The sequence below is a fragment of the Tabrizicola flagellatus genome (genome assembly GCF_008271465.1).
Taxonomy (GTDB): domain Bacteria; phylum Pseudomonadota; class Alphaproteobacteria; order Rhodobacterales; family Rhodobacteraceae; genus Tabrizicola; species Tabrizicola flagellata.
In genome coordinates this window covers 221,733-244,803 of record NZ_VMDU01000005.1, presented here as the reverse complement: position 1 = coordinate 244,803, position 23,071 = coordinate 221,733, and the positions used below count along the sequence as shown (strand labels likewise).

The following is a 23,071-nucleotide window of genomic DNA, read 5'->3' as shown; positions in this document are numbered from 1 at the left end:
GAAGATAGCGGACGCGACGCCGGCGGCCAGAGGGCGCGGCCGCGCCGGGCGTCCGGGCACCGGGTAACCATCCGCTGACGCAATGTTTATTCCTGTTTCAGCCTTGCCTCTGGCGAGGGGCCGCGCATCAGGTAGAATGGGCGCAAAGGACAGGAGCAGATGAGCCGCCAGCCCCTCCCCTCACCCAGTGCCGAGCACCGGATGCGCGGGTTCGAGCCTGCCTTCGGACTGATGAAGGACGCGCTGCGCGTGGCCGGAGAGTCGCGCGGCTTTGCCGTCGCGCGTCTGCTGACCCACTGGGCCGAGGTCGCGGGCGAGGACATGGCGCGCCGGACCCGGCCGGTGAAGATCGGCTATGGCAAGGGCGGGTTCGGGGCGACGCTGACCCTTCTGGTCAAGGCCAGCGAGGCGCCGATGGTGCAGATGGCGCTGCCGCAGTTGAAGGAACGGGTGAATGCCGTCTATGGCTATGCCGCCATCCAGCACATCCACCTGACCCAGACCGCCGCCACCGGCTTTGCCGAGGGTCAGGCCGAATTCACCCCTGCGCCCAAGGCAGCGAAGCCCGCCGATCCGGCCGTGGCCGCAAGGGCCGCTATCGTGGCCGAAGGTGTCTCCGATCCGGGCTTGCGCAGCGCGCTTGAACAGCTGGCGCAAAACATCTTAACTCGCCCCCGACCCAGAACTTCGGGCTGAAAAGGACGCCGACCGATGATGAAACTTAACCGCCGGGCCATGATCGCCCTTGCCGCTGCCGCCACCGCGGCCATGACCCCGGCGCTGGCCCAGGAAACCACCACCGAGGCCGCCGCCCCCGCAGTCAGCGACTATTCGCTGGGATCGCCCGACGCCAAGGTCAAGATCGTCGAATATGCCAGCTTCACCTGCCCGCATTGCGCGGATTTCCACGACAACGTCTTCACCCAGCTGAAGAAGGACTACATCGACACCGGCAAGGTGCATTTCACCCTGCGCGAGGTCTATTTCGACCGCTATGGCCTCTGGGCGGCTCTGATCGCTCGCTGCGGCGGCGAGATGCGCTATTTCGGCATCCAGGACATGCTGTTTTCCAAGCAGAAGGAATGGGCGGCCGCAGAAAGCCCGCAGGCCGTGGTCGAACAGCTCAAGACCATCGGCCGCGCGGCGGGGCTGGAGGATGCCGCGATGGACGCCTGCCTGAACGACGCGCCCCATGCCGAGGCGCTGATCAAGCAGTTCCAGACCAATTTCGAGGCCGACGGGGTGCAAGGCACGCCCACGCTGTTCATCAACGGCACCAAGCATTCCAACATGACCTACGCCGACCTCAAGGCGATCATCGACGCCGAGCTGGCCAAGGAATGACCACACCTCTGCAAGGGATCCGTGTCATCGAACTGGCGCGGATCCTGGCCGGGCCCTGGGCAGGCCAGACGCTGGCCGACCTCGGGGCCGAAGTCATCAAGGTCGAGGCGCCCGAGGGCGACGACACCCGGCGCTGGGGGCCTCCGTTCCTCGAGGTGGAAGGGGAACGCTCCGCCGCCTATTTCCACGCCGCGAACCGCGGCAAGCGCGGCATCACCTGCGATTTCCGCACACCCGAAGGGCAGGAGACCGTGCGCCGCCTGGTCGCTGACGCCGATGTGGTGATCGAGAACTTCAAGGTCGGGGGCCTGGCGAAATACGGGCTGGACTACGACAGCCTGCGCAAGGTGAACCCGCGGCTGATCTACTGTTCGATCACCGGCTTCGGCCAGACCGGCCCCTACGCGCATCGTGCGGGCTATGACTTCATCATCCAGGGCATGTCCGGGTTGATGAGCGTGACCGGCCCCGCCGACGGCCAGCCACAGAAGGTGGGCGTGGCGGTGACGGACGTGTTCACCGGGGTCTATGCCGCGACCGCGATCCTTGCCGCCTTGATCCAGCGTGGACGGACGGGCGAGGGCCAGCACATCGACATGGCGCTGCTGGACGTGGCGACCTCGATCATGGCGAACCAGGCGATGAACTACCTCGCCTCGGGCAAGCCGCCGGGTCTGATGGGCAACGCGCATCCGAACCTCGCGCCTTACGCGGTGTTCGACTGCAAGGACGGCTGGATCATCCTCGCCACCGGCAACGACGCGCAGTATCAGCGGCTCTGCGCGATCCTCGGGCTGCCGGAGCTTGCGACCGATCCCGCCTTCCTGACCAACGCCGACCGCGTGACCAACCGCGCCGCGCTGACGGAAAGGCTGACCGCCGCCACGCGCCGGTTCGCCAAGGCCGACCTTCTGGCCGCCTGCGAGGCCGAGGGCGTCCCCGCCGGGCCGATCAACGACATGGCCGAGGTCTTTGCCGATCCGCAGGTCATAGCGCGGGGCATGCGGATCGCGCCAGAGGGCGTGCCGGGCGTGCGCAGCCCGATGACCTTCTCGGCGGCCGAACTGGCGCTGGACCGCCCCGCGCCGCGTCTGGGCCAGCACCAGGCCGAGGTGCTGGGCAAGAAGGGCTGACAGCCAGGCTCAGGCCTCGCCCGCTGGCACCGCTTCCAGGATGTCGCCGGGCTGGCAGTCCAGCGCGGCGCAGATCGCGGCAAGCGTCTCGAAGCGGATGCCCTTGACCTTGCCCGATTTCAGCAGCGACAGGTTCTGCTCGGTGATCCCGATCCTCTCGGCCAGCTCGCGCGAGCGCATCTTGCGCCGGGCCAGCATCACGTCCAGACGGACGACGATCTGCATGCTGCGGGGAGGCATCAGACGAAGCCCTCGTTCTCGGCCTTGACCCGCGCCGCCTCGCGCATTGCCCAGCCGATCACGGTCAACAGCCCGGCCGCCATCAGGAAGCCCAGCGTGCCGCCGTCAAGCCCGATCGCGAGCACCTTGTCCGGCGCGGCCCAGCTGAGGATCAGGGTCTGCGCCGTGGGCACCAGGATGGTGAACAGCGCCACCAGGACCAGCGCGCGGCCGATCCGCAGGATCGTCTCGGCATTGCCGGCCTCCAGCACGGTGCCCTCGGCATAGCGGCCGAACAGCCGCGCCATCCCGCGCAAGGCTGCGACCATCGGCAGGACCGAGAGGATGCCCAGCGCCCCGACCAGCCCGGCCTGAACCTGGCTGACCGGCGTCCCCGCCGGCACAAGGGGCGCCTGGGCCAACAGCGAGGACGGGTCCGTCACCCCCTTGCCAGCATAGATCAGCACCACGACCGGCAGAATCGCCGACAGGGCCAGCGCGACCCCATACAGGATGCCCGACAGTTTCCGCAGACGCGCGATTTCCTCCATTGACATTCTCCCTTTGCGACGATGTTTTATCGTAAAATAGTAAAATCTGGCTGTCAAAGGTGACTCTCATGCTCTCTGCCCTGCGCGCCTTCCTTGGCCTTCTTGCGCTCTCCGCCTGTGCCTCGGTCGTTCCCTCCACGGCGGCGCGCCTTGCCGCGTTCGACCCGCTGACGGCCGATCCGGCCGCGCTGGAACTGGTCGTGATCCTGCCGCCCGGCCTTGCAGTCACGCCCGGCAGCGCCCGGCTGGATCTCTCCGCCTCCCGGGGGAAAGATCGGCTCTCGGGCAGCTTCCGCCTTGCGGACCGCCCCGCTCCGCCCGGCGTCGCCCTGCCGGCTGGCGCCACCGCCCGCGGCTTTGCCATCGCCGAGGCCGAGGTCGCCCGGATGCGCGCCTTTCAGGCGGAAATCGCGGGGTGGAAGCGCGAAGGGGCGGCGCGGGGGCAGCTCGGCCTCGGGATCGGCGGCTGCGCGATCGGCGATGGACCCGCGCCAGAGGCCCGGGGCTCGGTCCTGCTCCGGGTGGCGGCGGATGGCCCCTTCCTGCCGCTGGTCGCCGACGGGCGGCTGTCCGACCTGCTCGGTCCCGAGGTCCTGCGCGCGATCAAGCCTTGCCAAGCCGCCGAATAGCGCGTAGGCGCCCGCCTTCGGTTGAGATTGCGCGTCCCGGATGCTACTCTTTTCCGAAGCCCCGGCGCGGGGGCCATCGGCCGCGCCTGTCTCTGGAGGACCCGGTCCTGTCGCATTCTGATCCCGCCACCGGCCTGCCGGTCGGTCCGCGTCTGAAACCCGCCGATGCCCAGCAGGACCATGCGTCCGAGGATGTCCTGGCCCTGGTGCTGAAATCCGTCGATGACGACAAGGCCGAGGACATCGTGCAGATCGACCTGCGCGGCCGGTCGGACGTGGCCGACTACATGGTGATCTGCTCGGGCCGGTCGTCGCGCCAGGTCGCCTCGATCTCGGAAAAGCTTGCCGACCGGCTGAAGCAGGAGATGCGGATTTCCGTCCGCATGGAGGGGAAGGAAACCGGCGACTGGGTGCTGATCGACGCGGGCGACGTGATCGTCCATGTCTTCCGCCCGGAAGTGCGCGACTTCTACCAGCTGGAAAAGATGTGGCTGCCCATGGGGGCGGGCGCGGCCCGCGCGGCCAAGGCCTGATGCGGCTGCACCTCTGCGCCGTCGGCCGCCTGCGGGCGGGGGCAGAGCGCGATCTGGTGGACGACTACCTGCAAAGGCTCGACCGCAGCGGGCGGCCCCTCGGCCTCGGCCCGGTGGCCGAGCACGAGGTCGAGGACCGCAAGGGCGGCGGCATGGCGGCCGAGGGCGCGCTGCTCGCGCGCGCGATTCCCGAGGGTGCGGCGCTCTGCGTGCTGGACGAACGGGGCAAGCTCCTCACCAGCCCCGAGTTCGCCGCGCAGCTTGCCGGCTGGCGCGACGGGGGGCGACAGGATGCGGCCTTCGTGATCGGCGGGGCGGACGGGGTGGACCCGGCACTGCGCGCCCGGGCCGACCTGGTGCTCAGCTTCGGCCGCATGGTCTGGCCGCACATGCTGGTCCGGGTCATGCTGGCCGAACAGCTCTACCGCGCCGCGACCATCCTTGCGGGTTCGCCCTATCACCGGGTCTGACGGCAGCCTCCTCGCTTCATCCGGTCGCTCCTCGGCCGGGCGCAGGCGAGGAGTGCCCGAAGGGCTTCGACGAGCCGCCCCTACAAGAGCGCCCGTTCCGCCGCAGCACCCAGCCGCAACAGCCGCGCCTCCTGCCCCGGCCCGGCCATGAGGCCGATACCGCAAGAGGGCTGAGAGGTCGGCAGGCTCAGCGCGCAGCCTCCCATCAGGTTGCCGATCCGGGTGTTGCGCAGCGCCAAGAGGTTCTCGGTCACATAATAGGCGTCGTCGGTCATCAGCCGGTTCGCATCCGGCGGCAGGATCGGCGAAGAGGGCAAGAGCACCGCATCGAACTCGGCCACCCGGTCGGACCAGACCCACCGGATCTCCTCCAGCCGGCGCCAGGCAGCGATGTAGTCCGTGGCCGGAACCCCGGCACCCGAGCGGAAACGTTCGAGGATGCGCGGAAACATCTTCTCGGGCGCGCGCTCGATCGTCTCGCGCCAGATGGCATAGGCTTCGGGGGTGAACAGAACCCCGGCCAGACCCATCGCCTCGGCCACTTCGGCCAGGGCGAATCGCTCGATCCGCGCCCCGGCCCGCGCCAGCCGCGCCACCGCATCCTCGAAACCCTGCGCCGGCCGCGCGCGCATGTCGTCCAGCGCGACGGTCTCCAGCACCGCCAGCCGCATTCCGGCCAGCGTCGCACCACCCAGGTCGGTCCGCGCCCCGCCCATGGCCTCGAGCAGGAGGGCGCAGTCCTAGACCGAATGGGCCAGCGGCCCGATCGTGTCGAAGCGTTCGCAGAGCGGCACCACCCCTTCGGTCGGCAGGCTGCCGAGCGCGGTCTTCAGCCCCACCAGGTCGTTCCAGGCCGCCGGGATCCGCACCGAACCGCCGGTGTCCGACCCGATGGCCGCCGGCGCCAGCCCGAAGGCCACCGAGGCCGCCGCGCCCGAGGACGACCCCCCAGGCACCGCGCGGTCGTCGTTCAGGCAGGGCGGCGTCGCCGTTACCGGGTTCAGGCCCAGCCCGGAAAAGGCCAGTTCCGACATGTGCGTCTTGCCGAGGCACACCAGCCCGTTCAGAGTCACTGTCGCCAGCACCGCCGCATCCCGCTCGGGCACCCGGCCCTTCAAGAGCGCCGACCCCGCCTCGGTCGCCACGCCCGCCGTGTCGAAATTGTCCTTCCAGCTGAGCGGCACCCCGTCGAGCGGCCCCCGGCGCAGGCCCGCCTTGGCGCGGGCGGCGGCGGCCATCGCCTCGCCCCGCGCCCGGGCCGGCGTGGCACGGGCATAGATCCGGGCGGCGAGGGGATGCGTGTCGATCTCGTGCAGGAAGGCTTCGGTCAGCTCGACCGGATGGATGCGACCCGCGTCGATCTCGCGCCCGAGTTCGGCTGCGGTCATGTGCGCCCAGGTTCCGGTCATGGCATCCCCCGTTTTCCGGCGACCGTAGCGGCTTGGCGACGCATGGACAATCCGTCGGCGCGGGGTATGTAGGGGGGCATGGAACGGGACGCCGACATCCTGATCGCGGGCGGAGGGCTGAACGGCACCGCGCTGGCCCTGGCGCTGGCACAGGGCGGCTTCCGGGTGACGGTGATCGACGCCCGCCCCGCGCCGGCCCGGGCCGAGGCGGGGTTCGACGGGCGCGCCTATGCGCTGGCCATCGCCTCGGTCCGCCTGCTCACCGCCATCGGCATCTGGCCTGCGGTCGCCGACCGGGCGCAGCCGATCCTGCAGATCAAGGCCTCCGACGGCCGCCCGGGCGAGGGGGCGGCGCCCTTTTTCCTGCAGTTCGACGCTGCCGAGATCGAGGAAGGCCCGATGGGCCACATGCTGGAGGACCGCCACCTCTACGCGGCCTTCCTTGCCGCGATGCAGGCCGCGCCGGGGGTGACGCTACTCTCGGGCGAAAGCGTCGTCGCGCAAGAGGCCGGGCCGGCGGGGGTGACGGTGACGCTCGCCTCGGGGCGCCGGCTGACGGGGGGACTGCTGGTCGGCTGCGACGGGCGCGGCTCGGGCGTGGCCGCCCGCGCGGGGATCCGCCGGGTTGGCTGGGGCTATGGCCAGACCGCGCTTGTCACCGCGATCCGGCACGAAGGCGACCACCAGGGCATCGCGCATCAGTTCTTCATGCCCTCGGGTCCGCTGGCGATCCTGCCCCTGAAGGGCGGCCACCACTCCAGCATCGTCTGGAGCGAGACCGACGCCACCGCCGCCGCGATCCAGGCCCTGCCGGATGACGCCTATCTCGAGGCGTTGCGCCCCCGCTTCGGCGATTTCCTGGGGCAGATCGCGCTGGCCGGGGACCGCTTCACCTATCCCCTGTCGCTGTCCCTGGCCGAACACTTCATTGCCCCCCGCGTGGCGCTGGTCGGCGATGCGGCACATGGGGTGCATCCGATCGCCGGGCAGGGGCTGAACCTCGGCCTGCGCGACGTGGCGGCGCTGGCCGAGGTGCTTATCCTCGCCCGCCGCCGGGGCGAGGACCCGGGCAGCCCCGCCGCGCTGGAGGAATACCAGCGCTGGCGCCGGTTCGACGCGACGGCGCTGGCCCTGGGCATGGACGGGGTCAACCGGCTGTTTTCCAGCGACAATCCGCTGTTGCGCCTGGCGCGCGACCTCGGGATGGGGGTGATAGGCGCCCTGCCCGGCCTGCGCCGCGGCTTCATCCGGCAAGCGGCGGGGCTGACGGGCGAGCTTCCGCGCCTTCTGACGGGGCGTCCGGTGTAGGTTCCGCCGAAGGCTCGTCGATGCCTTCGGCACTCCTCGCCGCCGCCTCGCGAGGAGGAGCCGAAGGCGAACGAGGAGCCGCCGCCTTGCGCGCCTCGCGCCGGTCGAGCAGGTGGAACAACAGCGGGTTGGCCAGGATCGACAGGATCGCGCCCGCCACCACAAGGTCGCGCGCCTCGGGCGGGACGATGTCCAATTTCGCGCCCATGGTGATCAGGATGAACGAGAATTCGCCGATCTGGGCGAGACTTGCCGCGATGGTCAGCGCCATGTCGCGGCCCTCGCCCAGAAGCCGGACCAGATAGAACCCGGCCGCCGCCTTGACGCCGACGATGATCGTCACCGTGGCCAGCAGCGCCAGGGGTTTCGACATCAGGATCGCCGGGTTGAACAGCATGCCCACCGAGACGAAGAACAGCACCGCGAAGGCATCGCGCAGCGGCAGGGTTTCCCGCATGGCCTGCTGCGACAGGGTCGAGGAGGACATCACCATCCCGGCGAAGAAAGCCCCCAGCGCGAAGGAGACGCCGAAGAAATGCGTCGCGCCGTAGGCCACGCCCAGCGCGATGGCGAGGACCGCCAGCCGGAACAGTTCGCGCGACAGGGTATGGGCCACGAAATGCAGGATCCAGGGGATGACCCGGCGGCCGATCACCAGCATGAGGGCCACAAAGGCCGCCGCTTTCACCAATGTTATCAGTACTGTAGCCGCGATCGGGCCGATACCGATGTTCTGGGTGACTTCGGCGACGATCTCGGCATCCTCGCTGACCGGCATCGCCGTCCCGCCCAGGAGGCCCGCCAGCGGCGGGATCAGCACCAGCGCCAGCACCATCACCAGATCCTCGACGATCAGCCAGCCCACGGCGACGCGGCCCTTGTCGGTCTGGATCAGTTCGCGGTCCTGCAACGCGCGCAGCAGGACGACGGTCGAGGCGACCGACAGCGCGATGCCGAAGATCAGCCCGGCCCCGAGGCTCCACCCCATCGCCCAGCCGACCCCGGTACCGGCGAGCGTCGCCACCGCGATCTGGCCCAGCGCGCCGGGCAGCGCGATGCCCTTCACCGCCATCAGGTCGCGGGGCGAGAAATGCAGGCCGACCCCGAACATCAAGAGAATGACGCCAAGCTCGGCCAACTCGCCCGCAAGGTCGGTATCGGCGACGAAGCCGGGGGTGAAGGGGCCGATCACCACTCCCGCAAGCAGGTAGCCCGCGATCAGCGGCAGCTTCAGCCGCTGGGCCATCAGGCCAAACAGGAAGGCCAGCCCGAAGCCGGCGACAAGCATGGTGATCAGGGGCGTTTCGTGCGGCAAACCTTCTGCATCCTTTCCGGCCGGCAGCCCCGAGCCACGGGGTCCGGCCAGTCGCCAGTCGGGAAATCCTGTCAGGAGACAACAGGATAGTAGGCAAGGATCGACGCGATGCAATCGGCTGAGCCGTTCCGGAAGGTCACGATTCGCGCATTTGCCGAAACAGTTTGCAATGTTACGCCTTGGGAATGACTCCGCTGATCCCGAACCCCCGCGCCCGCCGCCTGTTCCTGCACCGTCATGCGCTTGCCGAGCCGCCCCGGGGTCCAGCCTCGGGTCAGGCGCTGCACGACCTGATCGCGCGGATCGGGTTCGTCCAGGTGGACAGCATCAACACCGTCGCGCGCGCCCATGACATGATCCTGTGGTCGCGCCGGCAGTCCTATCGCCCCGCGGCGCTGAAGCGTCTGCTGGAACGGGACCGGGCCCTCTGGGAGCACTGGACGCATGACGCCTCGATCCTGCCGGTGGCCTTGCACGGGGTCTGGCAGCATCGCTTCCGGCGCGATGCGGTGCGGCTGGAGGCGAACTGGAAGCGGTGGTTCCGCGAGGGGTATGAGGCGCAATTCGACAGCATTCTCAATCGGATAGCCAGAGATGGGCCGGTCGGCACCGCCGATGTCGGCGAGGGGGAGGAACGCGGCAAGGGTGGCTGGTGGGACTGGCATCCCTCGAAGACCGCGCTGGAATGGCTGTGGCGGACGGGCAAGCTGGCGATCACCCGGCGCGATGGCTTCGCCAAGATCTACGACCTGACCGAACGGGTGATCCCCGAGCCGCATCGCGCCCCCGTCCCCGCCGAGACGGTGACGGACTGGGCCTGCCGCTCGGCGCTGCGGCATCTGGGCTTCGGCACAAGCGGAGAGATCGCGGCCTACTGGAACGCGGTCGGGCCGGAGGCCGCAAAGGACTGGTGCCGCACGGCGCTCGGCCAGGGCGAGATCATTGCGGCCGAGGTCGAAGGCGCCGAGGGTCAGCGGCGCAAGGTCTTCATTTTCCCGGAGATTCTGGAGGAGACCCCGCCAGAACCCACCCCCCGCCTGCGCATCCTGTCGCCCTTCGACCCGGCCTTGCGCGACCGCGACCGGGCCGAGTTCCTGTTCGGCTTCCACTACCGGATCGAGGTCTTCGTGCCCGAGCCGAAGCGGGTCTATGGCTATTATGTCTTTCCGGTCCTGGAGGGCGACCGGCTGATCGGGCGGATCGACATGAAGGCCTTCCGCGATGTGGGCAGCCTGCGGGTCAAGGCCTTCTGGCCCGAGGCCGGGGTAAAGCTGACCAAGGGCCGCCGGGCGAAGCTGGAGGCAGAGCTGGACCGGCTGGCGGCTTTCGCGGGCTGCGAGAGGGTCGAATTCGCGGATGGATGGGAAAGGGAGACCCTGATCCGGTCAAGCCTTTGAGAACGCTGTGTTAAATCAGGCCATTTCGAACAGGTTGACGGTCTGGCATCCGTCTGGCATGCGTCGGCTTTTCGTCCCGACGCGAAGCGGGCAGATGCGGGATTTACCATGCCGGGCGAATCGGCTGTGCGCCGCTTGGCAGACGACATCGCGCGCGGCTAGACTTTGCCAATCAGCGCGTTGCGGACCCTGGAAGATTGACAGACGACACGATCCTCTACCTCGCCCTTCTTGCTGCGGCCCTTGCGGCAACGTTTCTGGTCCTGTGGCTGCGACGCCCCAAGGGCGAGCGGTCGCAAGTCGGGCCGGAAGCCTGGGTCCTGATCGACGGGTCGAACGTCATGCATTGGCGCGAGAACGCACCCGACCTTGGGGTGGTGCAGGAGGTGGTGCGCGCGGTGGCCGGCCAGGGCTTCGTGCCGGGCGTCGTCTTCGATGCCAACGCGGGCTGGAAGCTGTTCGGCCGCTACCTGCATGACGGCGAGTTCGCACGCCTTCTGGATCTGGAGGAGCGGCAGGTCCTGGTGGTGCCGAAGGGCACGCAGGCCGACCCGTTCCTGTTGCAGACGGCGCGCGAGTTCGAGGCCAGGATCGTGACCAACGACCGGTTCCGAGATTGGGCCGAGGCCCACCCCGAGGTGCGGGAGCCGGGGTTCCTGATCCGGGGCGGGGTCCGCGAAGGGAAGGTCTGGTTGCAGGGGCTGGCCGGGGTCGGTGCGCTGTAGCGCACCCTACGCTGGTAACGGGGTCAGGTCGGCACCTCCCAGCCGTCGATCACCGCGACCGCCTCTTCCGCCGTCTCGACCATGGCGAAAAGCGACAGGTCCTCGGGGCTGATGACGCCGGCATCGGCAAGCTGCTGCCAGTTCACCACGCGCTCCCACCAGTCGCGGCCGAACAGGAGGAAGGGGACCGACTTCATCCGGCCGGTCTGGATCAGGGTCAGGCTTTCGAACATCTCGTCCATCGTGCCGAAGCCGCCGGGAAAGACCACGACGGCCTTCGCCCGCATCAGGAAATGCATCTTGCGGATGGCGAAGTAGTGGAAGTTGAACGACAGGTCGGGCGTCACGAAACCGTTCGGGGCCTGTTCGTGCGGCAGGACGATGTTCAGGCCGATCGACTGGCCCCCGGCCTCGTCCGCGCCGCGGTTGCCGGCCTCCATCACGCCGGGGCCGCCGCCGGTGCAGATCACCCATTCGCGGCCATAGCTGGCAAGACTGCGCTCCGTCATCAGCCGGGCAAAGCGGCGCGCCTCGTCGTAGTAATGCGACAGGCTCGCCAGGACCGGGGTCGCCGCCCGGTCGCGGTGCTCGGGGGCCGGGATGCGGGCGCCGCCGAACATGACCACGGTCGATTCGATCCCGCGTTCGTCCATGACCATCTGCGGCTTCAGAAGCTCCAGCTGAAGCCGCACCGGGCGCAGTTCGTCGCGCAGCATGAAGTCGCGGTCGAGGAAGGCGAGCCGATAGGCCGGCGCGCGGGTCTGGGCCGTCTCGGGGATGCGGTGGACGGCGGCGGCGTCCTCGATCGAATCGCGGAAGGGGTGGCTGCGGTGGTCTTCGGTCATCAACTCGCTCGGATTGCGTGGCACTGGTGCAAGGCTTATAGGGTCGGCTGGCCCGTGACCAACCGAAAAGGGAATTTCGCATGACCCATGCCGAGCTTGAAGCCGCCATCGAAGCCGCCTGGGAGGCACGGGAGACCATCAGCCCGGCCACGCGGGGCGAGATGCGCAATGCCATCGAGGCGACGCTGGCCGCGCTGGACGCCGGCACGCTGCGCGTGGCCGAGAAGCGCGGGCAGGACTGGCATGTGAACCAGTGGGCGAAAAAGGCGGTGCTGCTGGGCTTCCGGCTGCGCGACATGGCGCAGCAGTCGGGCGGGCCGCAGGGCGGGTCCTGGTGGGACAAGGTGGACTCGAAATTCGCCGGCTGGGGCGACAGCGAATGGCGCGCGGCGGGGTTCCGTGCCGTGCCGAACTGCGTGGTGCGCCGGTCGGCCTTCATCGGCAAGGGTGCGGTGCTGATGCCCTGCTTCGTCAACCTGGGCGCCTATGTCGATGAGGGCACCATGGTCGATACCTGGGCAACGGTCGGCAGCTGCGCCCAGATCGGCAAGAACGTGCACCTGTCGGGCGGGGTCGGCATCGGCGGGGTGCTGGAGCCGATGCAGGCGGGCCCGACGATCATCGAGGACAACTGCTTCATCGGCGCGCGGTCCGAGGTGGTGGAGGGCTGCATCGTCCGCGAGGGGTCGGTCCTGGGGATGGGCGTGTTCATCGGGAAATCGACGAAGATCGTGGACCGCGAGACCGGCGAGGTCATGTATGGCGAGGTGCCGGCGGGGTCGGTGGTCGTTGCCGGGTCGATGCCGTCGAAGGGGGGCGTGAACCTCTACTGCGCGGTGATCGTGAAGAAGGTCGATGCGCAGACGCGCGCCAAGACCAGCATCAACGAACTTCTGAGGGACTGAGGATGCGCGGGATCGTGGCGGTGTTTCTTCTGGCGGTGTCGGCGGGTGCGGTGGCGGCCGGGCCGTTCGACGGGGTGTACCGGCCCGATGGCGCGGACAGTTGGGACTGCCGGACCGTGGGTTCGGATGGGGGTGCCCTGATGATCCGGGACGGTCAGTTCCACGGGGTCGAGAGCCTGTGCCGGCTGACGAACCCGGTCGAGGTGCGGGGGATGTCGGCGGTGCTGTATGATGCCGAGTGCGACGGCGAGGGCGAGAGCTACAGCTACCGGATGATGCTGATGCGGGTGCCGAAGGGATTGGCGATGGTCGAGGACGGCTATGTCAGCCTGCTGGAGCGCTGCGAATGAGCGATGCACCCGAAGACGCCGGCAAGGCGAAGCGCCCGCAGCAGGTCTATTCGCTGATCGTCCAGGTCGGGCGCAAGGAGGGCGACGGGCTGCCTCCGCGCGCCACGGGGGCGGCGCTTCTGTGCTATGCAAGCGGCGTGGACGAGGCCGAGGCGGTGCGCGAGACGGTGGCGATCCTGAAGGAGGCCGACATGGCGCCCCTGGAGGTGCAGGGGCTGGGCAGCCTCGACGAGCGGACGAAGGCCGGGGACGAGATCGACGACGAGGAGCGCTTCCTGATGGAGCGCGCGCTGAAGGAGAACTCGGTCATCGTGGCCGAGGTCACGCCGTTCTTCGACTGAGGCCGGGGCGTCGCCTTGCGGTTGCAGGACCGGGGGCAAGCGGATAGGGATGCCTTCCGATCCCGCGCCAGTGGACCTGACCATGACTTTCGTACCTCTCGACCCCGTGGACCTGACCGCAAGGCTGATCCGCTGTCCTTCGGTGACCCCCGAGGACGGCGGGGCCATCGGGCTTCTGGCCGAGGTGCTGGGCGCGGCGGGGTTCAGCTGCACGCGGGTGGACCGGGGGGGTATCGCCAACCTCTACGCGCGCTGGGGCAAGCCGGGCGCGAACCGGGCCTTCGGGTTCAACGGGCATACCGATGTGGTGCCGGTGGGGGATGCGGCGGCCTGGACGCATGATCCGTTCGGGGCCGAGGTCAAGGACGGGGTGATGTACGGCCGGGGCGCCTGCGACATGAAGTCGGGCGTGGCGGCTTTCGTCGCGGCGGCGGTGGATTTCGTGCGCGAGACGCCCCCCGACGGCGCGGTGATCCTGGCGATCACCGGCGACGAGGAGGGCGAGGGCAAGGACGGGACGGTGGCGATCCTGGACTGGATGGCCTTCAACGGCGAGCGGATGACGCATTGCCTGGTGGGCGAGCCGACCTGTCCCAACCAGATGGGCGAGATGATGAAGATCGGCCGGCGCGGCAGCCTGACGGCGAAGATCACCGTCACCGGGGTGCAGGGCCATTCCGCCTATCCGCACCGGGCGAAGAACCCGCTGTCGGCGCTGGTGAAACTGCTGGCGAAGCTCGACGCCGAACCGCTGGACCGGGGCACGCAGCATTTCGACCCCTCGACGCTGGCGATCACCACCATCGACTGCGGCAATCCGGCCGGAAACGTGATCCCGGCGCAGGCGACGGCCACGGTCAACATCCGGTTCAACGACACCCATTCCGGCGACACGCTGTCGGCCTGGCTGCGGCACGAGGCCGAGGCGGTGGCCGAGGCGACGGGCTGCGAGATCGGGCTGAAGATCGGCGTTTCGGGCGAGGCCTTCCTGACTCCGCCGGGCGAACTGTCGGCGCTGGTGGCGCGCGCGGTCGAGGCCGAGACCGGGCGGAAGCCGGTGGCCTCGACATCTGGCGGCACGTCGGATGCGCGCTTCGTCAAGGACCATTGCCCGGTGATCGAGTTCGGCCTGGTCGGCAAGACCATGCACCAGGTGGACGAGCGGGTGGAGATCGCGCATATCCACCAGCTGAAGGCGATCTATGGGCGCATCCTGCGGGATTACTTCGCATGACCGCGACCGGCAGTTTCAGGATCGAGATCACACGGGACATCCCGACCTGCCAGGCGCTGCGCCGGGTGGTGTTCATCGACGAGCAGGGCGTCAGCGAGGCGGACGAGCTGGACGGGATGGATGACCGCGCGATCCATCTTCTGGCCTGGGACGGGGACTGCCCGGCCGGGACGGCGCGGATCCTGGTGAAGGGGGCCGAGGGCAAGATCGGCCGGGTCTGCGTCCTGCCCGAGATGCGGGGCCTGGGGCTTGGCGCCGCGCTGATCGGGGCGGCGCTGGAGGTGCTGCGCGATCAGCCGGGAGTGACGGAAGCCCGTCTGGGCGCGCAGTCGCACGCAACCGGCTTCTACGAGAAGCTGGGGTTCGTGATCGAGGGCGAGGAATTCCTGGACGCGGGCATCCCGCACCGCCACATGCGCCGCGCCCTCTGACCGGCGGTCACCGTGCGGTGCGCCTTGCGGCGCGCGCCTTTCCTCTCGTCGTCGGGCCTGCGCCCTCCTCCTCGGGCGCCGGGGGTTTTCCACCCCCGGACCCCCGGAGAGTATTTCTGGAAAGGGCAAGGGGAAGCGGGATAGTCTTGGGCAGGGTGGCGTGCTAGGTCTGGGGCATGAAGACTTTGCCCTCCAAGGACGAGATCCGGCAGTGGATTTCGGATAATCCCGGCCTTTCGGCCAAGCGCGACATTGCCAGGGCCTTCGGGATCAAGGGCGATGGACGCATCGAGTTGAAGCGTCTTCTGCGCGAGCTGGAGGCGGAGGGCGTGGTCGAGAAGAGCGCGCGGCGGTTCCGCGAGCCGGGGGTATTGCCGCCGGTGGCGGTGCTGCAGGTGCTGGCGCCGGATGCTCAGGGCGACCTTTACGCGAAGCCGCTGGAAGAGGGCGTGGACGACAGCCCCCGCATCCTGGTGATCCCGAAGAAGGGCGATCCGGCCCTTGGCGCGGGCGACCGGATCCTGGCGCGGCTGGCGAAGGTGGACCTGGACGACCACGCCTACGAGGCCCGGTTGATCCGGCGGCTGGGCTCGAACCCGAGGAAGGTGCTGGGGGTGTTCCGGCAGGGAAGCCAGGGCGGGCGGATCGTGCCGATCGAGAAGGGCGACGACAAGGAGTGGCGCGTCCCGGCGGACATGACGATGGGCGCGAAGGACGGGGAACTGGTCGAGGCCGAGGCGGTGGGCGGCCGGCGGCTGGGGCTGCCCGCGGCGCAGGTCGTGGCGCGGCTGGGCGATCCGGCGGGGCCGCGGGCGGCGAGCCTGATCGCGATCCATCAGCATGGCATCCCGGATGTCTTCCCCGATGCGGTGATCGCCGAGGCCGACCGGGCCGAGCCGGTGGGGATGAAGGGCCGCGAGGACCTGCGCGACCTGCCCCTGGTGACCATCGACCCGATCGATGCGCGGGACCGTGACGACGCGGTCTATGCGGAGGCGGACAAGGACCCCGGCAATATCGGCGGCTTCGTCATCTGGGTCGCGATCGCCGACGTGGCGCATTACGTCACGCCCGGTTCGGCGCTGGACCGCGAGGCGCGGAAGCGGGGCAACTCCACCTATTTCCCCGACCGGGTGGTGCCGATGCTGCCGGACATCCTGTCGGGCGACCTCTGTTCGCTGCACGAGGGTGTGGACCGCGCCTGCATTGCGGTGCGGATGGTGATCGACGCCGGGGGGCACAAGCGGAGCCATCGCTTCACGCGGGGGATGATGCGGTCGGTGGCTTCCCTGCATTATGCGCAGGTGCAGGCGGCGGTGGATGGGGCGCCGGATGAGAAGACCGCGCCGCTGGTCGAGCCGGTGCTGAAGCCCCTCTATGCCGCTTATGCCGCGCTGAAGCAGGCGCGCGAGGTGCGGCAGCCGCTGGACCTGGAACTGCCGGAGCGGAAGATCGAGCTGGATGCCGAGGGCCGCGTCACCAGTGTGGCGTTCAAGGAGCGGCTGGAGGCGCACAAGCTGATCGAGGAGTTCATGATCCTCGCCAATGTCGCGGCGGCGGAGGAGCTGATCCGGTTGAAGCGGCCCTTGCTGTTCCGGGTGCACGAGGAACCCTCGCCGCTGAAGCTGGAAGGCCTGCGCGAGGTGGCGGAAGGCGCGGGGATGACGCTGGCCAAGGGGCAGGTCCTGCAGACGAAGCATCTCAACCGGCTTCTGGCGCAGGCCGAGGGGACGGAGTTCGACGAGCTGATCAACCTGTCCACCCTGCGGTCGATGACGCAGGCCTATTACCACCCGGAGAATTACGGGCATTTCGGGCTCGCGCTGCGGAACTATGCGCATTTCACCAGCCCGATCCGGCGCTATTCGGACCTGATCGTGCACCGCGCGCTGATCTCGGCGCATGGCTGGGGCAAGGATGGGTTGAGCGCGTGGGACGAGGAGAACCTGGAGGAGACGGGCAAACTCATCTCCGAGGCCGAGCGGCGCAGCATGGCGGCGGAGCGGGACACCAACGACCGCTATCTCGCGGCCTATCTGGCGGACCGGGTGGGGGCGGAGTTCGCCGGGCGCATCTCGGGCGTGCAGCGGTTCGGGGTCTTCGTGCGGCTGGACGAAACGGGGGCGGACGGGTTGATCCCGGTGCGGGCGCTGGGACGGGAGTATTTCCACTATGACGAAGGCAGCCAGACGCTGATGGGGTCGGAGACGGGCCTCACGCTGGGGATCGGGCAGAAGGTCATGGTGCGGCTGGCCGAGGCGGTGCCGGTGACGGGCGGGTTGATCCTGGACCTCTTGTCGGTGGAAGGGGCCACGGTTCGCCCGCCGCGGCGGGCGGGGGGGAAGTATCACCCCCGGAAGCCCGCGCAGGCGGCAGCGAAGCGGCGGGTGGTGCGGAAGCGGCGATGAAAGAGCGGGGATTTCACACCCCCGCACCCCCGTGGAGTATTTCTGAAAGGGCAAGCACAATTTGAGTCAAATGCTTGCGGTTTGGTGAGGCAGGATGCGGGCAGTTGCGGGGTTGATCGGCGTGTTCATGGCGCTTGGTGTGGCACAGGCCCAGACGATCCTGCCCGATCCGGTGGCGGGGGTGGAGGATGTGATGGGGTCTCAGGCGGGGCTTGATGCCTGGGTGCGGGACTTCCGGCCCCGGGCGCTGGAGGCAGGCGTCCCGGCGGCGACCTTCGATGCGGCGATGCGCGGCGTGGAGTTCAACCCGAAGGTGGTGGAGCGGGACCGGAACCAGAACGAGTTCGCCAAGACGATCTGGGATTACCTGGATACCGCCGTCTCCGAGGACCGGGTGGCACTGGGGTTGAAGGCCATCGAGAAGAACCGGGCCCTGCTGGAGCGGATCGAGGCGGAGTTCGGGGTCGAGAAGGAAGTCGTCGCGGCGGTCTGGGGGTTGGAGAGCGCCTATGGCACCTATCGGGGCGATCTGCCGGTGCTGGGGTCGCTGGCGACGCTGGCCTACGAGGGGCGGCGCGGGGCCTTCTTCGAGGCGGAGCTGATCGCGGCGTTGAAGATCGTCGCGGGTGGGCATGTCGAGCGGTTCACCGGGTCATGGGCGGGGGCGTCGGGTCACACGCAGTTCATGCCGTCGAGCTGGGAGAGGTTCGCGGTCGATTTCGACGGGGACGGAAAGCGGAACCTCTGGGGCGATGACCCGACGGACGCGCTGGCGTCCACGGCGAACTACCTGCGGCACTGGGGCTGGACGAAGGGGCAGCCCTGGGGGATCGAGGTGCGCCTGCCGGAGGGGTTCGACCATGACCAGACCACCGAGCGGGTGGTGAAGCCGGTGGCCGAGTGGCAGGCGATGGGGGTCCGGACGGTCTTCGGAGCGGACCTGCCGGATCACGGGCCGGGGTCGATCCTGTTGCCGGGCGGGCACCGGGGGGCGGCCTTCCTGATCTGGCCGAACTTCCAGGTGATCGAGCACTACAACACGGCGGATGCCTATGTGGTTGCGATCGGGTCGCTGTCGGACCGGTTGGCCGGGAGGCCTGCGATCCAGTCAGGCTGGCCGCGCGAGTTGCGGGCGCTGACGCTGGAGGAGCGGATGGAGTTGCAGGACCGGCTGGGCCGCGCCGGGTTCGATCCGGGGGGCGTGGACGGGCGGATGGGGCCGAAGACGGTGGCAGCCGTCAAGGCCTTCCAGAAGGCGCGCGGCATGGTGCCGGACGGGTATCCGAGCCTGGAGGTGCTGGAGGCGCTGCGGTAGCTGTCCACGGTGGACATTTCCGGTTCATCCAGTCTTTTCAGTATCTTGATCGTGGACGTCAGGGATTTCTTAACCACTGGCGCGGCCCCGGTCGGCGGCCTGTTTCCATGCCTGCCGGAGGACCACGGCGACCGCGTGGCCGGCGGTTTCCCCGACCTGTTCGGGTCGGCGCGGAGTTGGGGGTTTTCCACCCCCAAACCCCCGAGAGTATTTGGAAAAGGGCAAATGTGATGGTCAGGCGGGCCTGCGCAGGCGGACCATGAAGAAACCGTCCATTCCCCCTTGATCCGCCCAGAGGTCCGGGCGGAGACGAAGGCCGCCTTCCGGGGTCCACCAGGCCGGGTCGAGTCCGTCGAGCGCGGGGCGTTCCACGGCGAGGTCCGGTTGGCGGGAGAGGGCGGCGGTCAGTTGGGCCTCGCCTTCCTCGGGCAAGAGCGAGCAGGTGGAGAACACCAGCCGCCCGCCGGGAGTCAGCCAGCCAAGGGCGCGATCGAGGAGCCGGGCTTGCAGGGCGGTGAGGGAAGGAAGCTCGGAGCCGTCCTTGACGAAGGGCAGGTCCGGGTGGCGACGGATCGTGCCGGTGGCCGAGCAGGGGGCGTCGAGGAGGATGGCGTCGAAAGGGGCCTCGGGTTGCCAGTGGAGCGCGTCCGCGGTGACGAGGGTGGCGGCGAGGCCGGTGCGGGCGAGATTGGCCTGCACGCGGGCCATCCGCGGGGCAGAGATGTCGAGCGCAACGACTTCGGCCCCTTCGGCAGCGAGTTGCAGCGTCTTGCCGCCCGGCGCGGCGCAGAGGTCGAGGATGCGTTCGCCGGGCCGGGGTTGCAGGAGTTTCGCGGGGAGGGCGGCGGCGACGTCCTGCACCCACCAGCCGCCTTCCGCATAGCCCGGCAGGGTGGAGAGCTGGCCCGGCGCGCGCAGGCGCAGGCTGCCGGTTGGCAGAGGCTCGCCGTCGGGGTGGGGAAAGCCCGCACGAAGCGTAAGGTCGAGCGGCGGTTCCTGCGCGTGGACGGCCTCGATGGCGGCGACGGTGTCGCGCCCGTAAGTGTGGACGAGGGGTTGGCGGAGCCAGCGCGGCAGTTTCTGGACCGGAAGGACGACGGGATCGGGCAGCGCCCGCAGCACGGCATTGACGAGGCCGGCCAGATGCGCGGTGCGCCTTCCGCCCCGCCGCGCGATCTCGACCGCGGCATTGACGACGCCATGGGCCGGGGCGCCCTGGGAACGCTCGGCGACGGCGAGGCGCAGGATGTTGCGCACGGTCAGGGTCGGGGCCTTGCGCAGGTGCCGGTCCAGAAGCCTGTCGGCGCCTTCCAGGTGGCGCAGCGTGGTTTCGGCGAGGCGCAGCGCCCGGGCGCGGTCGGCGGGGGCGAGCTGGTCGCCCGAGAAGTCCGACAGCATCCGGCCCTCGCCGAGCACGCCGTCGAGAATTGCGACTGCGGTGGCGCGCGCCGCGATGCCTTCGGCCATGACCGTCCCCTTGCTGGCTCGGGATGCGGGTTATATCACGAAGGGAGGCCAGACAAGGAAGGGTCCAAGGATGGAAGGGTCGGACAGGAACGACGATCTGCCGCCCGCCGCAAGGCGGGCGCTGGCCGAAGCCGAGGCACGCCGGAAGGCTGCAGCGGCGCAGGCCCCGCTGCCGAAGGAACTGGGCGGTAGGGACGGGCCCGAGCCGGTGCGCTATGGCGACTGGGAGAAGAAGGGCATCGCGGTCGATTTCTGAGCGGGAACCGCGTTTGCGCCCGTCCCTAGCGCAGGCGGAAGGTGGCGCTGTCACCCTTGCCCTGATCGACGGTGAAGCGGAGCCTGTCGGCCCCCTGCGCCTCGACCAGCTGGCAGTTGTAGCGGATGGGCGTGCCGCTCCAGTCCATCTCGCGGCAGAAGTAGCCGTCCTTCCACGACCAGTTGCCGGTGATCTTCCAGCCCAGCGCCGTGCCATCGATGCGGCCGTCGGGCAGGACGCTGATCGACAGGTCGTAAAGACCGATGCGCAGCGTGCGGTCCTTGACCAGGCTCAGGAAGCGGTCCTTGTCCTTGACCGGCTCGAACCCGTTGGCAGCGGCCGGGACCGGGACGGAGAGCATGAAAAGAACGGCGGCCAGACGCAGCATGACATCCCCCGATGACATCGTCGGGCGGATTACGCGCCCGACGCCGGATCGGATCACCCGTCAGATGCCCAGCACATCCATCATGTCGTATTGCCCGGGCTTCTGGCCCTGACCCCAGAGCGCGGCACGCAGGGCACCCCGCGCGAAGATCGCCCGGTCGGTGGCGACGTGGCGCAGGATCACCCGTTCGCCCTCGCCGGCGAAGATCACGTCGTGTTCGCCGACGATGTCGCCGCCGCGGATGGCCGAGAAGCCGATGCTGCCCCTTGTCCGCGCCCCGGTGATGCCGTCGCGGCCGGAGACGCGGGCGTCGTCGAGGCTGACGCCGCGGCCTTCGGCGGCGGCCTGGCCGAGCATGAGCGCGGTGCCCGAGGGGGCATCGACCTTCATGCGGTGGTGGGCCTCGACGATCTCGATGTCCCAGTCGGCGTCGAGGGCGGCGGCGACCTTCCGGGTCAGGCGCACGAGCAGGTTGACGCCAAGCGACATGTTGCCGGCACGGATGATGACGGCGTGGCGGGCGGCGGCCTCGATCCGGGCGAGGTGCTGCGGTTCGAGGCCGGTGGTGCCGATGACATGGACGGCGCGGGCCTGGGCCGCGAGGGCTGCGAATTCCACCGTGGCGGCGGGGGCGGTGAAGTCGATCACCGCCTGGGCCTTGGCAAAGGCCTCGAGCGCGTCGTCGGTGACCTTCACCCCGAGAGGTGCGCCGCCCATCGCCTCGCCCACGTCGCGGCCGATCCAGGGGTGGCCGGCGCGTTCGACGCAACCGACGAGACGCAGCTTGTCGGTGCCCTGCACCAGGCGGATCAGCGTCTGGCCCATGCGCCCCGAGGCGCCTGTGACCACAAGTCCCGGACCATCGCTCATGTCGCCCCCCTTGCCGCTCGCCCTTCCCTAGCGGGTTCGCGCGAGCGTGAGAAGCCCGGCGTTGCGGGCCGGGCCGAAAGGGCCTATGTGGACGCGCATGTCCAAGCGCCATGATACCGGGTCCGGCCCGTCGCAACGTCAGCTTCGGGTGGGGGAACTGATCCGCCGCACACTGTCGGATGTGCTGAACCGGGCCGAGATCCACGACCCCGAACTGAATGCCATGTCGATCACGGTGGGCGAGGTGTCGTGCTCGCCCGACCTGAAGGTGGCGACGGTCTATGTCATGCCGCTGATGGGGTCGGTGCCGGTCGAGGCGGCGATCGCGGCGCTGGCGCGCAACAAGGCCGAGCTTCGGCACCGGGTGGCCGGAGAACTGACGCTGAAATACGCGCCCGACCTGCGGTTCCGGCCCGACGAGACCTTCGACCGGCTGGACGAGACGCGGCGGCTGTTCGCCGACCCGGCGGTGCAGCGCGACCTCGGCGCGACGGACGACACGGAATGAAGTGGCTTGCCCTGGCCCTTCTGCTGGCCCCGGTGGCGGCAGAGGCGGCAGATTGCCGGGACACCAGCTTCGAGGGCGCCTCCTACACGGTCTGCGAGGTCGGAGCGGACGAGGACCTGCGGCTGTTCCATTCCGGGCCGGACGGCGCCTACGGCAGTTTCCGCAACGTCGATCTGGCGCTGGCGGCCGAGGGCAAGGCGCTGGGCTTCGCGATGAACGCCGGGATGTACCACCGCGACCTGTCGCCGGTGGGTCTCTATGTCGAGGACGGGGTGGAACGCTCGGCCATCGTGACCAGCGACGGGCCGGGAAACTTCGGCCTTCTGCCGAACGGTGTGTTCTGCATCGGCGAGACCTTCCGGGTGATCGAGAGCCGCGCCTTCAAGAAGGCTAAGACTGCGTGTCGCCACGCCACGCAATCGGGGCCGATGCTGGTGATCAAGGGCAAGCTGCATCCGAAACTGCTACCCGGCAGTGACAGCCGCTATGTACGCAACGGCGTGGGCGTCAGCGAGGACGGCAGCCGGGCGGTGTTCGTGATCTCGAACGAGGCGGTGAACTTCCACACCTTCGCGCGGTTCTTCCGCGACGGGCTGGGCCTGCCGGATGCGCTGTATTTCGACGGCAACATCTCGCGGCTCTATGCCCCCTCGCTGGGGCGGCATGACGGCGGGTTCCCGATGGGACCGATCGTCGGCACCGTGGTCGCGAAGGGCTGAG

Annotated in this window: 26 protein-coding genes and 1 pseudogene; 19 read left to right on the top strand and 8 right to left on the bottom strand. The window is 69.2% G+C overall.

The annotated features are described in order from the left end of the window. The first annotated feature begins 159 nt into the window (after window positions 1-159). The 3 genes from FL625_RS10305 to FL625_RS10295 are packed head-to-tail and all read left to right on the top strand — an operon-like array spanning window position 160 to window position 2,477. On the top strand, window positions 160-696 hold the full coding sequence (locus tag FL625_RS10305; protein WP_149588576.1) for a DUF721 domain-containing protein: 537 nt from the start codon (window positions 160-162) through the stop codon (window positions 694-696). A 39-nt stretch (window positions 697-735) separates the two neighbouring features. After that, window positions 736-1,344, top strand: a complete 609-nt coding sequence (locus tag FL625_RS10300; RefSeq protein WP_435532707.1) for a DsbA family protein — start codon at window positions 736-738, stop codon at window positions 1,342-1,344. Beyond that, on the top strand, window positions 1,341-2,477 hold the full coding sequence (locus FL625_RS10295) for a CaiB/BaiF CoA transferase family protein (RefSeq protein ID WP_149588574.1): 1,137 nt from the start codon (window positions 1,341-1,343) through the stop codon (window positions 2,475-2,477). Before FL625_RS10300 ends, FL625_RS10295 begins: the two co-directional genes overlap by 4 nt. 9 nt (window positions 2,478-2,486) lie before the next feature. On the opposite strand, the gene FL625_RS10290 is transcribed toward FL625_RS10295, so the two are convergent. Then, window positions 2,487-2,702, bottom strand: a complete 216-nt coding sequence (locus tag FL625_RS10290; RefSeq protein ID WP_149588612.1) for a helix-turn-helix domain-containing protein — start codon at window positions 2,700-2,702, stop codon at window positions 2,487-2,489. 14 nt (window positions 2,703-2,716) lie between these two features. Next, window positions 2,717-3,247, bottom strand: a complete 531-nt coding sequence (locus tag FL625_RS10285; protein ID WP_149588573.1) for a DUF2975 domain-containing protein — start codon at window positions 3,245-3,247, stop codon at window positions 2,717-2,719. A gap of 68 nt (window positions 3,248-3,315) precedes the next feature. Here FL625_RS10285 and FL625_RS10280 point away from each other — a divergent pair, with 68 nt between their 5' ends. The 3 genes from FL625_RS10280 (at window position 3,316) to rlmH (ending at window position 4,879) form a co-directional block, all read left to right on the top strand. After that, on the top strand, window positions 3,316-3,876 hold the full coding sequence (locus FL625_RS10280) for a hypothetical protein (RefSeq protein WP_149588572.1): 561 nt from the start codon (window positions 3,316-3,318) through the stop codon (window positions 3,874-3,876). A gap of 152 nt (window positions 3,877-4,028) precedes the next feature. Continuing rightward, window positions 4,029-4,409 (top strand): ribosome silencing factor, encoded by a 381-nt coding sequence (gene rsfS / locus FL625_RS10275; RefSeq protein ID WP_354001250.1) that lies wholly within the window; start codon window positions 4,029-4,031, stop codon window positions 4,407-4,409. Further along, window positions 4,409-4,879: a 23S rRNA (pseudouridine(1915)-N(3))-methyltransferase RlmH gene (rlmH, locus tag FL625_RS10270; protein WP_149588571.1), complete on the top strand. Its 471-nt coding sequence runs from the start codon at window positions 4,409-4,411 to the stop codon at window positions 4,877-4,879. The genes rsfS and rlmH overlap by 1 nt, the downstream gene beginning before the upstream one ends. An 80-nt stretch (window positions 4,880-4,959) precedes the next feature. Here rlmH and FL625_RS10265 read toward each other — a convergent pair. Continuing rightward, window positions 4,960-6,288 (bottom strand): annotated as a pseudogene (locus FL625_RS10265) (amidase). 78 nt (window positions 6,289-6,366) lie between these two features. On the opposite strand from FL625_RS10265, the gene FL625_RS10260 reads away from it, so the two are divergent. Beyond that, a complete protein-coding gene (locus FL625_RS10260) occupies window positions 6,367-7,596 on the top strand; it encodes an FAD-dependent monooxygenase (protein ID WP_149588570.1) in 1,230 nt (409 codons plus the stop codon). Here FL625_RS10260 and FL625_RS10255 read toward each other — a convergent pair. Further along, a complete protein-coding gene (locus tag FL625_RS10255; RefSeq protein WP_235019373.1) occupies window positions 7,532-8,884 on the bottom strand; it encodes a cation:proton antiporter domain-containing protein in 1,353 nt (450 codons plus the stop codon). The two genes, FL625_RS10260 and FL625_RS10255, sit on opposite strands and share 65 nt — an antisense overlap. 212 nt (window positions 8,885-9,096) lie before the next feature. Between FL625_RS10255 and FL625_RS10250 the strand changes: the two genes are divergently transcribed. Both FL625_RS10250 and FL625_RS10245 read left to right on the top strand, forming a co-directional pair. Further along, complete coding sequence (locus tag FL625_RS10250) at window positions 9,097-10,308, top strand: winged helix-turn-helix domain-containing protein (RefSeq protein WP_149588568.1); 1,212 nt, start codon at window positions 9,097-9,099, stop codon at window positions 10,306-10,308. 197 nt (window positions 10,309-10,505) lie between these two features. Beyond that, on the top strand, window positions 10,506-11,033 hold the full coding sequence (locus FL625_RS10245) for an NYN domain-containing protein (RefSeq protein ID WP_149588567.1): 528 nt from the start codon (window positions 10,506-10,508) through the stop codon (window positions 11,031-11,033). Window positions 11,034-11,056: 23 nt separating this feature from the next. Here the strand turns inward: FL625_RS10245 and FL625_RS10240 are convergent, their stop codons facing one another. Continuing rightward, entirely contained in the window at window positions 11,057-11,878 is an 822-nt protein-coding gene (locus tag FL625_RS10240) for an LOG family protein (RefSeq protein WP_149588566.1), read from the bottom strand. 80 nt (window positions 11,879-11,958) lie between these two features. On the opposite strand from FL625_RS10240, the gene dapD reads away from it, so the two are divergent. From dapD to FL625_RS10205, 7 genes are all read left to right on the top strand, one after another. Beyond that, window positions 11,959-12,783 carry a 2,3,4,5-tetrahydropyridine-2,6-dicarboxylate N-succinyltransferase gene (gene dapD, locus FL625_RS10235; protein ID WP_149588565.1) on the top strand — a complete coding sequence of 275 codons (825 nt, stop codon included), beginning with the start codon at window positions 11,959-11,961 and terminating at the stop codon, window positions 12,781-12,783. Between the two features lie 2 nt (window positions 12,784-12,785). After that, complete coding sequence (locus tag FL625_RS10230; RefSeq protein WP_149588564.1) at window positions 12,786-13,133, top strand: hypothetical protein; 348 nt, start codon at window positions 12,786-12,788, stop codon at window positions 13,131-13,133. Next, complete coding sequence (locus FL625_RS10225; RefSeq protein ID WP_149588563.1) at window positions 13,130-13,474, top strand: DUF8846 family protein; 345 nt, start codon at window positions 13,130-13,132, stop codon at window positions 13,472-13,474. Before FL625_RS10230 ends, FL625_RS10225 begins: the two co-directional genes overlap by 4 nt. 82 nt (window positions 13,475-13,556) lie before the next feature. Next, window positions 13,557-14,708, top strand: coding sequence for a succinyl-diaminopimelate desuccinylase (gene dapE / locus FL625_RS10220; protein ID WP_149588562.1), 1,152 nt, complete (start codon window positions 13,557-13,559; stop codon window positions 14,706-14,708). Next, window positions 14,705-15,139, top strand: a complete 435-nt coding sequence (locus FL625_RS10215; protein WP_149588561.1) for a GNAT family N-acetyltransferase — start codon at window positions 14,705-14,707, stop codon at window positions 15,137-15,139. Before dapE ends, FL625_RS10215 begins: the two co-directional genes overlap by 4 nt. Before the next feature lie 176 nt (window positions 15,140-15,315). Beyond that, a complete protein-coding gene (gene rnr, locus FL625_RS10210; RefSeq protein ID WP_149588560.1) occupies window positions 15,316-17,547 on the top strand; it encodes a ribonuclease R in 2,232 nt (743 codons plus the stop codon). Between the two features lie 94 nt (window positions 17,548-17,641). Then, window positions 17,642-18,862, top strand: a complete 1,221-nt coding sequence (locus FL625_RS10205) for a lytic murein transglycosylase (RefSeq protein WP_149588559.1) — start codon at window positions 17,642-17,644, stop codon at window positions 18,860-18,862. Between the two features lie 234 nt (window positions 18,863-19,096). Here the strand turns inward: FL625_RS10205 and FL625_RS10200 are convergent, their stop codons facing one another. Continuing rightward, window positions 19,097-20,329, bottom strand: coding sequence for an RsmB/NOP family class I SAM-dependent RNA methyltransferase (locus FL625_RS10200; protein ID WP_149588558.1), 1,233 nt, complete (start codon window positions 20,327-20,329; stop codon window positions 19,097-19,099). A 70-nt stretch (window positions 20,330-20,399) separates the two neighbouring features. On the opposite strand from FL625_RS10200, the gene FL625_RS10195 reads away from it, so the two are divergent. Next, window positions 20,400-20,585 (top strand): DUF1674 domain-containing protein, encoded by a 186-nt coding sequence (locus tag FL625_RS10195; RefSeq protein WP_149588557.1) that lies wholly within the window; start codon window positions 20,400-20,402, stop codon window positions 20,583-20,585. A gap of 25 nt (window positions 20,586-20,610) precedes the next feature. On the opposite strand, the gene FL625_RS10190 is transcribed toward FL625_RS10195, so the two are convergent. Together FL625_RS10190 and dapB are read right to left on the bottom strand one after the other, a co-directional pair. Beyond that, window positions 20,611-20,973, bottom strand: coding sequence for a dihydrodipicolinate reductase (locus FL625_RS10190; RefSeq protein WP_149588556.1), 363 nt, complete (start codon window positions 20,971-20,973; stop codon window positions 20,611-20,613). Between the two features lie 60 nt (window positions 20,974-21,033). Continuing rightward, window positions 21,034-21,843, bottom strand: coding sequence for a 4-hydroxy-tetrahydrodipicolinate reductase (gene dapB / locus FL625_RS10185; protein WP_149588555.1), 810 nt, complete (start codon window positions 21,841-21,843; stop codon window positions 21,034-21,036). 97 nt (window positions 21,844-21,940) lie between these two features. Between dapB and rbfA the strand changes: the two genes are divergently transcribed. Continuing rightward, a complete protein-coding gene (gene rbfA, locus FL625_RS10180) occupies window positions 21,941-22,351 on the top strand; it encodes a 30S ribosome-binding factor RbfA (protein WP_149588554.1) in 411 nt (136 codons plus the stop codon). Continuing rightward, window positions 22,348-23,070, top strand: coding sequence for a phosphodiester glycosidase family protein (locus FL625_RS10175; protein WP_149588553.1), 723 nt, complete (start codon window positions 22,348-22,350; stop codon window positions 23,068-23,070). The genes rbfA and FL625_RS10175 overlap by 4 nt, the downstream gene beginning before the upstream one ends. The last annotated feature ends 1 nt before the right edge of the window (window position 23,071 follow it).

What these genes read in the sequence shown, in the direction of transcription:
- FL625_RS10305 (WP_149588576.1), top strand. Translation starts at nt 160, where the DNA reads ATGAGCCGCCAGCCCCTCCCCTCACCCAGTGCCGAGCACCGGATGCGC.
- FL625_RS10300 (WP_435532707.1), top strand. Translation starts at nt 736, where the DNA reads ATGATCGCCCTTGCCGCTGCCGCCACCGCGGCCATGACCCCGGCGCTG.
- FL625_RS10295 (WP_149588574.1), top strand. Translation starts at nt 1,341, where the DNA reads ATGACCACACCTCTGCAAGGGATCCGTGTCATCGAACTGGCGCGGATC.
- FL625_RS10290 (WP_149588612.1), bottom strand. Translation starts at nt 2,702, where the DNA reads ATGCAGATCGTCGTCCGTCTGGACGTGATGCTGGCCCGGCGCAAGATG.
- FL625_RS10285 (WP_149588573.1), bottom strand. Translation starts at nt 3,247, where the DNA reads ATGGAGGAAATCGCGCGTCTGCGGAAACTGTCGGGCATCCTGTATGGG.
- FL625_RS10280 (WP_149588572.1), top strand. Translation starts at nt 3,316, where the DNA reads ATGCTCTCTGCCCTGCGCGCCTTCCTTGGCCTTCTTGCGCTCTCCGCC.
- rlmH (WP_149588571.1), top strand. Translation starts at nt 4,409, where the DNA reads ATGCGGCTGCACCTCTGCGCCGTCGGCCGCCTGCGGGCGGGGGCAGAG.
- FL625_RS10260 (WP_149588570.1), top strand. Translation starts at nt 6,367, where the DNA reads ATGGAACGGGACGCCGACATCCTGATCGCGGGCGGAGGGCTGAACGGC.
- FL625_RS10255 (WP_235019373.1), bottom strand. Translation starts at nt 8,884, where the DNA reads ATGCTTGTCGCCGGCTTCGGGCTGGCCTTCCTGTTTGGCCTGATGGCC.
- FL625_RS10250 (WP_149588568.1), top strand. Translation starts at nt 9,097, where the DNA reads ATGACTCCGCTGATCCCGAACCCCCGCGCCCGCCGCCTGTTCCTGCAC.
- FL625_RS10240 (WP_149588566.1), bottom strand. Translation starts at nt 11,878, where the DNA reads ATGACCGAAGACCACCGCAGCCACCCCTTCCGCGATTCGATCGAGGAC.
- dapD (WP_149588565.1), top strand. Translation starts at nt 11,959, where the DNA reads ATGACCCATGCCGAGCTTGAAGCCGCCATCGAAGCCGCCTGGGAGGCA.
- FL625_RS10230 (WP_149588564.1), top strand. Translation starts at nt 12,786, where the DNA reads ATGCGCGGGATCGTGGCGGTGTTTCTTCTGGCGGTGTCGGCGGGTGCG.
- FL625_RS10225 (WP_149588563.1), top strand. Translation starts at nt 13,130, where the DNA reads ATGAGCGATGCACCCGAAGACGCCGGCAAGGCGAAGCGCCCGCAGCAG.
- dapE (WP_149588562.1), top strand. Translation starts at nt 13,557, where the DNA reads ATGACTTTCGTACCTCTCGACCCCGTGGACCTGACCGCAAGGCTGATC.
- FL625_RS10215 (WP_149588561.1), top strand. Translation starts at nt 14,705, where the DNA reads ATGACCGCGACCGGCAGTTTCAGGATCGAGATCACACGGGACATCCCG.
- rnr (WP_149588560.1), top strand. Translation starts at nt 15,316, where the DNA reads ATGAAGACTTTGCCCTCCAAGGACGAGATCCGGCAGTGGATTTCGGAT.
- FL625_RS10205 (WP_149588559.1), top strand. Translation starts at nt 17,642, where the DNA reads ATGCGGGCAGTTGCGGGGTTGATCGGCGTGTTCATGGCGCTTGGTGTG.
- FL625_RS10200 (WP_149588558.1), bottom strand. Translation starts at nt 20,329, where the DNA reads ATGGCCGAAGGCATCGCGGCGCGCGCCACCGCAGTCGCAATTCTCGAC.
- FL625_RS10195 (WP_149588557.1), top strand. Translation starts at nt 20,400, where the DNA reads ATGGAAGGGTCGGACAGGAACGACGATCTGCCGCCCGCCGCAAGGCGG.
- FL625_RS10190 (WP_149588556.1), bottom strand. Translation starts at nt 20,973, where the DNA reads ATGCTGCGTCTGGCCGCCGTTCTTTTCATGCTCTCCGTCCCGGTCCCG.
- dapB (WP_149588555.1), bottom strand. Translation starts at nt 21,843, where the DNA reads ATGAGCGATGGTCCGGGACTTGTGGTCACAGGCGCCTCGGGGCGCATG.
- rbfA (WP_149588554.1), top strand. Translation starts at nt 21,941, where the DNA reads ATGTCCAAGCGCCATGATACCGGGTCCGGCCCGTCGCAACGTCAGCTT.
- FL625_RS10175 (WP_149588553.1), top strand. Translation starts at nt 22,348, where the DNA reads ATGAAGTGGCTTGCCCTGGCCCTTCTGCTGGCCCCGGTGGCGGCAGAG.